Origin of the sequence: uncultured Campylobacter sp. (assembly GCF_938017615.1) — a bacterium.
GTDB lineage: Bacteria > Campylobacterota > Campylobacteria > Campylobacterales > Campylobacteraceae > Campylobacter_B.
In genome coordinates, this window is the sequence record NZ_CALIJA010000074.1 from 1 (window position 1) to 7,529 (window position 7,529).

General features: G+C 47.9%; 7 protein-coding genes. All 7 read right to left on the bottom strand.

The annotated features are described in order from the left end of the window. Positions 1-9: 9 nt before the first annotated feature. A complete protein-coding gene (locus Q0620_RS03410) occupies positions 10-696 on the bottom strand; it encodes a hypothetical protein (protein ID WP_298783217.1) in 687 nt (228 codons plus the stop codon). Positions 697-899: 203 nt separating this feature from the next. Then, positions 900-1,235 carry a chaperone NapD gene (locus tag Q0620_RS03415; RefSeq protein ID WP_298783218.1) on the bottom strand — a complete coding sequence of 112 codons (336 nt, stop codon included), beginning with the start codon at positions 1,233-1,235 and terminating at the stop codon, positions 900-902. Continuing rightward, positions 1,232-2,455: a hypothetical protein gene (locus Q0620_RS03420; protein WP_298783219.1), complete on the bottom strand. Its 1,224-nt coding sequence runs from the start codon at positions 2,453-2,455 to the stop codon at positions 1,232-1,234. The genes Q0620_RS03415 and Q0620_RS03420 overlap by 4 nt, the downstream gene beginning before the upstream one ends. Before the next feature lie 9 nt (positions 2,456-2,464). Next, a complete protein-coding gene (locus Q0620_RS03425) occupies positions 2,465-2,998 on the bottom strand; it encodes a nitrate reductase cytochrome c-type subunit (protein ID WP_298783220.1) in 534 nt (177 codons plus the stop codon). After that, a complete protein-coding gene (gene napH, locus Q0620_RS03430) occupies positions 2,995-3,804 on the bottom strand; it encodes a quinol dehydrogenase ferredoxin subunit NapH (RefSeq protein WP_298783221.1) in 810 nt (269 codons plus the stop codon). Before napH ends, Q0620_RS03425 begins: the two co-directional genes overlap by 4 nt. After that, complete coding sequence (gene napG, locus Q0620_RS03435; RefSeq protein ID WP_298783222.1) at positions 3,801-4,559, bottom strand: ferredoxin-type protein NapG; 759 nt, start codon at positions 4,557-4,559, stop codon at positions 3,801-3,803. The genes napH and napG overlap by 4 nt, the downstream gene beginning before the upstream one ends. 3 nt (positions 4,560-4,562) lie before the next feature. Then, positions 4,563-7,346 carry a nitrate reductase catalytic subunit NapA gene (gene napA, locus Q0620_RS03440; protein WP_298783223.1) on the bottom strand — a complete coding sequence of 928 codons (2,784 nt, stop codon included), beginning with the start codon at positions 7,344-7,346 and terminating at the stop codon, positions 4,563-4,565. Positions 7,347-7,529: the final 183 nt, after the last annotated feature.

Below are 7,529 nucleotides of genomic sequence, written 5' to 3' on the forward strand. Positions count from 1 at the left end.
CTTTTTTTGTTAATAAACTACATCCCTAAATATAGAGTTTAAAAGCCACCTATAACATCTGTTTTCTGGAGTAATTATGTCAAATTTTTTAGTTTTTGTTTCGTACATAATTGGTAATTGTATGTCATTTTTACTTATAAATACAAAATCAGTAAATAGGTCGAATGAGTGGTTGGCGCCATCTCCAAACCTCATATATATAAAATTATCTATAAAATTTCCATCTTCGTCAATCAAATGCTTTTGCTCCCAAGGATAAAATAGCCGTAGTTTTAAAACCTCGTCGTTTTCTATAATCTCTTCGGCGTTTTTTATAGGCTTGCCGTTTTTGCAAATTTTAGAGCCCAGATCCATTAGATAATCAAAATTTAGCCTTTTATCCAGCTTCCAAAATTCGCATCTATCATCGGGGTATTTATCGCCGTTGCACCATGAAAATCTTACTCTCTCATAGCCGTTTTTGTCTAAGTGAATATCCGCCATCTTGCCGAAATCTATTTGCGGATAATTATCTAAGTAGTGAAGCTTTTTTAGGTAATCTTTTAAATTTAACTCTACGATCTCTCTTTGCGTTAGATTTTTATCGCTAAAATCAAGCGCTTCTAAGATAGCTGAAATTCTATATGTGGGCAGCAAGGCGATAAATATGCAAAGCCAGATCAGAAAAACTATAATACAAAGGTATTTCAGGCGCAAGCTTACTCCTTCGGGCAGATTGCGCTATATTATCCAATGCAAGCTTAACGAGCCCATAATCCGCAGTGCTTGCAGCAAACGACTTGCTGTAAAAATTCCAAGCTTGTTTGCGCAGTTAAAATTATATAGTTAAATTTGGTAGTTAAATTTGAAATTTTAAAATTTACATTTGGCGGTAAAATTTTAAAATTTGCAGCGGCGATTTAGATCCGCACTTTGCCGCCGTATTTGATCTGGCTCGGGTCTTTTTCGTCCAGCTCGCGCATTATCTGCTCGCCGTTGTCGGAGTTTGCCGCGGTGATGTCTGCGTCCAGATCGGAGTATGAGTAGATCATCATCGCCTCGCTTACGCCCTTTATAGCCTCTATCGCGCGAAATGCGGCGATCTCGTCATCGAAGCTCTCCACGCTAATCGTGGCGACCGCCTTGCCGTTCTCGCACGCTACGAACTCGCAGCCGCCGATGCTTTGCAGCTCCTTGCGAAACGCCGCTACGTCGGTATTTGCGCTCAGATAGATTACGACGCTTGAAATATTCATTTTAACTCCCAAAAGTAGATATATCTATTGTACCCCGAGCCCACGAGATACTCTCCTGCGAAAAGCAGATAGTTGATGATGTCGTTGTCTAGCTCGATGCTGCGGACGATCTCGCCTGCTTTATCGATTACGCGCACGCCGTTACCAACGGTAAAAGCGCCCAGCTCGGGGCTTAGCGCCACGGCAAAAACTGCAAAATGGGCGTTATAAAATTTAGCGAAATCGCCGTTTTCGTAGTAGCACGATCTTTCTTTGTCGTTCGAGCCGCTCATCATACGATTGCCAAGCAGCGCCACGGAGTAGATCCCGTCCTTGTGCAGGGATTTTTGGCTCATAAGCTTTTTCGCTTTCGCGTCGAAATAAAACACGATGCCGCCTTCGCACGAGATTAGTAGCGTCCCGCTAGCGCGGTCGTAGGCGCTGCCGCCCAAAGACGCGATGGTGAGCTTTTGCTCGAAGCTTACCTTGCCGCTAGGTAGGTCGAAGTATAAAATTTCGCTACCAAGACCTAGCAAAATCACGGTATTTTCGTCGTAGAAATAGACGTTTTTAATTCCCGTCATCGGTAGCTTGTAGTGCGTGATCTTGCCGCCCGCAAACACGCCCAGCATCTTTTCAAATGCGTCGCCGTTATATAAAAATGCGTACTTCTCGCCTAGTTTATCGACGTCGAATATGGTAGCGCCCATCGGCTCGTCTAGGTAATTTTTGGACGAGGGCAGGGCGAAAATTAGCGTCTTGGAGATTGCGTCCGGCACGGAATTTGAGATGGAATTTTGAGCGGAATTTAATGCCGTAGAATTTTCGGCAGAATTTTGCTTCGTAGAATTTGCTGCGGTTGAATTTGCTAAAGAATTTACGGCAGCGGAATTCGCAGTGGAATCCCCCGTGGAATTTACGCTCGCTTTCGCATTAAAATTCTGTGCCGCATCGGAATTTGTGCTTGCGACGGAATTTTGATCTGCGAAATTTTGTCCAGCTGCGGAATTTCGCGTGGAATTTTCCGCGGAGCTAATGGTGATTTTATAGAGCTTGCCGTTGTCAAGCCCTGCGTAAATTTCGCCGTCTAGATTTTTTAGCACCGCGACGTTTGCGCCTATGTCGAGTCTGAAGCTAGCCCCTGCCGGCGCATCTATGCCCGCAGCGCCACTAGGTATTGCAACGCCGTTGCCGGCATAGACGAAGCAGGCGCAAAGTAGCAGCGGTGGTAAAAATTTCATCGCGCGCTCCTACTCAACCTCGGCGCCTTGATTTAGCGTATCTATGAGGTTAGAAGTGGAATTTGCGTCGCTAAACCTGCTAAAATCAGCCTTAAAATTATTTTTAACGAGCGGATCGGTTTGGGCTTGCGGTACGTGGCATTGAGTGCAGTTGAATCTCTGCTCGGCTAGCGTGCCGTTTAGATCCGTGCCTGTGCGAAAGTCCACCAGGTGGCTTTTTGGAATCGGCGTAGAGCCTACATCCTTAGCGACATCGGGCATATGGCAGGTTACGCACATATTGTTATCCTTTGTGATCGGCACGAGCCCCTCTAAGCTGTGCGGTATGAGCGGCGGAGCGTTTTCGAAGCTGCGCTCGATCTTCGAAGCGGCGCCCGGAGCATCCTCGCTATATTTGAAATCGGGCAGGGAATTTTTATTTTGCACCGATTCGTCCACGCTTTTTATAAAGCCCAAGCTGTCGGCGTCTATAGAAGCCGTCTTGTCCGCGGCAAATAGCGCCGCACAGCATGCAAGAGCCAAGCCTAAAACCATTTTTTTCATTTTTTCACTCCTAATATACTAAAATTTAACGCATCGTCGTCGCATACGTCGATGCAGCGTCCGCAGCTGATACACTCGCTGCTAACGCGCCCATTTTCGCGCCCGACCATCTTAAGTACCTGCACTTCGGGGCAGACCATTTTGCATTTGCCGCACATCGTGCATTTATCAACCTCGTGGCGAATGCGAATGATGCTAAAATAGCTAAGCGCCGCCCAAAATCCGCCGAGCGGGCATAGCCGCGAACAGATCGTGCGATCGCCTGCGAAAATTTCAAAAACCACGATCAGTAGCGCGATTGCAAACGCACTGGCACTCAGCGATATGACGGCGCGCGCGAAAAGCGAGATAAAATTTATGCTCTCAAATGCCGCAAAGCCGAAAGCCCCGCTGCAAACAAGCGCTAGCACAGCTAGGACGTAGCGAGCTTTGCGATTTACGTTTAAAATTTTGGTGTGCACGCCAAATTTTTTACGAAGCCACGCGGCAAGATCGGTTAGTAAATTTATCGGGCAAACCCACGAGCAATATAATCGCGGCGCTATAAGCGCATAAAATGCTCCTACGATAACCGCTCCGATAACCGCCGTAGCGCCCAAAGAAAAGCTAGCTAGCAGCATCTGCGCCGTCGCAAACGGATCGCTTAGATTAATCGTACCGAAAAGTTTCGACGAGCTTAGATTGCCTTTTAGAATTCCGGATAAAATTCCGTTTTCGCTCGCGGCTTTGAAGGCGAAATTATTTCCTAAAATAAAAAGGACTAGAATAGAAATTTGGCTCAAACGCCTTAAAATAGTATATTTCATTGCCTAGCCCCCTCCATTAGATCATCCTCGTTTAAGTAATCCTTGCTCTTTTGCGGATCAAGCTTGATTTTGGTATCTGCGTCCTTTAGCTTCGCGTCGTCGTCCTTGATCCAGCCTTTGACGTAGTTATCGCTGGAAATTCCTATGACGCGCTCGCGTTCCACGACGCTGATAGCCGCCTTTTTCGTGACGCAGGCATACTCGCACTTACCGCAACCAGTGCAGTAGTCGCTATCTACGACGGGCACGAGCAGGGCGTGCTTTTCGGTGCGGTTGTTGTGGCGGTAATCGATCCTGAGCGCCTTATCCATCACGGGGCAGCTTCGCACGCACGCGTCGCATTGGATACCGGCGTAAGCGATGCAATGCTCGGTATCTATGACCGCAACGCCCATTTTGGATAGACGCACGTTAAGCTTGGAGTCTTCGCTTACCAGGCTTTTATCTAGTGCGTCGCTAGGACAGGCCGCGACGCAAGGTATGTCGTCGCACATATAGCACGGAATTTCGCGCGGGATAAAAAACGGCGTGCCGTTTGCAATAGCGTGATCGCAAAAGCTCGCAAGCTTAAGTGTATCAAATGGGCATGCCTCGACACAAAGTCCGCACCTTAGGCATTTGCTAAGAAATTCTTTCTCGCTTATAGCTCCGGGCGGGCGGAGTTTGGCGTGCTCGCTGGAGTTTGCGACCCCGAGCCCCAGAACGCCTACGCCCGTAGCTAAAGAAAGAATGCCTAAGACCTCACGCCTATCCATAATTTACGCCTTGTAAATTTTAACCGCGCATTTTTTGTAGTCGGTCTCTTTTGAAAGCGGGCAGGTATGATCGAGCGTGACGCGGTTGATATAAACCTTCTCGTCAAAAAACGGCACGAAAATAAGCCCTTTCGGCGGAATGTTACGTCCGTGGAAGTCCACGCGCGCTTTGACTTTGCCGCGGCGCGACTCGATCCAGACGATTTCGTTTTGTTGCACGCCGATTTTAGCGCCGTCCAGCTCGTTCATATAGCATCTTGCCTCAGGCACCGCGCGATAAAGCTCCGGCACACGCATAGTCATAGTGCCCGTATGCCAGTGCTCCAGCACGCGACCCGTACATAGCCAGAAAGGATACTCCTCGCTCGGCACTTCTACAGGATCCATATATGGACGGAAGAAAATTTTAGCTTTATTGGCGAGGCTCGTTTTTTCTTCGCCCGAAGTAGCGGATTTCAGATCGCCGCTAGGAAGCGCCGCTTTGGCGTTGCCATAAAAGGCAAAGTCACTATCCGGAGCCGCTTTTTTAGCATAAGGATCGTATTGGGCGTTAAAGCGCCAAAGCGTTTCTTTGCCGTCTACGACCGGCCACCTAAGACCGCGCACTCGGTGATATGTATCGAAATCGGCTAGGTCGTGTCCGTGACCGGTACCGAATTTTCGGTACTCCTCCCAAAGATATTTTTGGATGAAAAAGCCATAGCCTTTAAATTCTTTACCGTCGCTGCCGATTACGCCGCGTGAGTCGCCGTTTACTTCGGAGTTATCGAAGCTTGCCATAATCGGATCTTTTGCCGCGAAAGCCTGAGCGTCTTTGTTTGCAAAGAGCACTTCAAATAGTGTAGTCTCTGGTGTATAGCCGAATTCTGAAATTTTATCTAAGACGCTTGGTAACGTAAGCTTATCATTTACTTTGACCTCGCCCCAGAAATCCTTGAGTTTAAAGCGCTTGGAAAACTCTAGCATCTGCCACGTATCGCTCATCGCGTCGCCCACAGGAAGGACCTGCTGTCTCCACCACTGCGTTCTGCGCTCGGCATTGCCGTATGCGCCCCATTTTTCGTAGATCATCGCGGTTGGCAGGATTAGATCAGCTACCTTTGCGCTTAGTCCCGGATATGGCTCGCTTACTACGATGAAGTTATCCATCTCGCGCGCCGCTGCGATCCAGTGATTTGCGTTGGCGATCTGCTGCCATGGGTTATTTACCTGCACCCATAGCCATTTTATCTTGCCGTCTTCGAGATTGCGCAGAGCCTGCACGTAGTGCGCACCCGGTTTTGGGTTTATCGTGCCCTCGGGAAGCTTCCAAATTTTTTCGGAAACCTTTCTGTGAGCGGGATTTGCTACGACCAGATCGGCAGGTAGGCGGTGAGAAAACGTGCCTACCTCTCTAGCCGTGCCGCAAGCGCTAGGCTGACCGGTAAGCGAAAACGCTCCGCAGCCGGGCTTGGCTTGCTTGCCAAGAAGGAAATGTACCATGTAACTTTGCTCATTGACCCAAGTTCCTCTTGAGTGCTGATTAAAGCCCATCGTCCAAAAGCTTACTACTTTGCGATCTTTTTCTATATAAAAATCTGCCAGCTGCTTTAGCTTGGTCTTAAACGCCTCTAAATCCTCACTTTCGTCGCCCTTAGCTAAAGGCGCTACGAAATCTAGCGTGTAGGGCTTCAGCGCTTTTTTAAATTCTTCAAAGCTTATGAGCCAGTGAGCATCCGATTTGTCAGAGTGTTTGTTTTCGAGTACGTCGCCCTCTTTCATACCCAGATATGCTAAGGTAACGCCCTCGGATTTGCTTAAAATTTTGGATTTTTGCTTAGCCGCGGTGTCAAGCTCGGTCTTGCGGTATTTTTTATGATTTATATCTTCTCGCAAGCCGTAGCCGATATCCACAGGGCCTGTAGCGAACACACAGTGCTCTTTAATAAATTTCTCATCTATCATATCCGGGTGGTTGTAGACGATCTCCCTTGCTATGTAGTTCCATATCGCAAGATCAGTATTCGGACGGAATATAATTTCAATATCGGCGATGTTTGAAGTGCGGCTAGAGTATGTCGAGAGATTTATAACTTTTACGCGGTCCGGGTTGCGAAGCTTGTGGTCGGAGACGCGAGACCAAAGGATAGGGTGCATCTCAGCCATATTCGCGCCCCAAGCGATGATGGTATCGGTTAGCTCGATATCGTCGAAAACACCCGCAGGCTCGTCGATACCGAAGGTTTGCATAAAGCCTACGACGGCGCTGGCCATACACTGGCGGGCGTTGGGATCGAGATTATTGGAGCGAAAGCCCGCCTTTACTAGCTTTGCTGCGGCGTAACCTTCCGGGATCGTGTATTGACCGCTACCAAGTACGGCAAAACCCTCGGGACCGCCTTCGTTATAGGCGCGTCTGAAATGCTTCTCCATTTCGTCGAACGCTCTTTGCCAGCTGATCTCGATAAATTTTCCCTTTTTATCGAATTCGCCCTTGGAATTTACGCGCAAAAGAGGCTTGGTAATGCGATCGGCGCCGTACATGATCTTGGCGTTGAAATAGCCTTTGATGCAGTTTAGACCGCGATTTACGGGCGCTAACGGATCACCTTTGACCGCTACGATCTTGCCGTCTTTGGTGGCTACCATGATACCACAGCCGGTGCCGCAGAAGCGACAGGCCGCCTTGTCCCAGCGCCAGCCTTTTTCGGCTTCGTCCGCAGCACTAAGACTGCTAGGCAAGCTGATGCCCGCAACGCTACAGGCAGCCGCTGCCGCAGAGCTTTTTATAAAGTCTCGTCTATCCATGAGATTAACCTTTCGTTTAGAATGTAAATTTCTATTAATGTTTTGGATAATAGCATAAAAAAACGGATTAGTCTAGATTAAAATCAAGGTTTTTTCTGCAATGAATTTCAGATATAAAATAGTAATTTTATAAATTTTAAATTTAGTGGCTTAAATTTTATCAGGATAACGAGTTTTTGATAA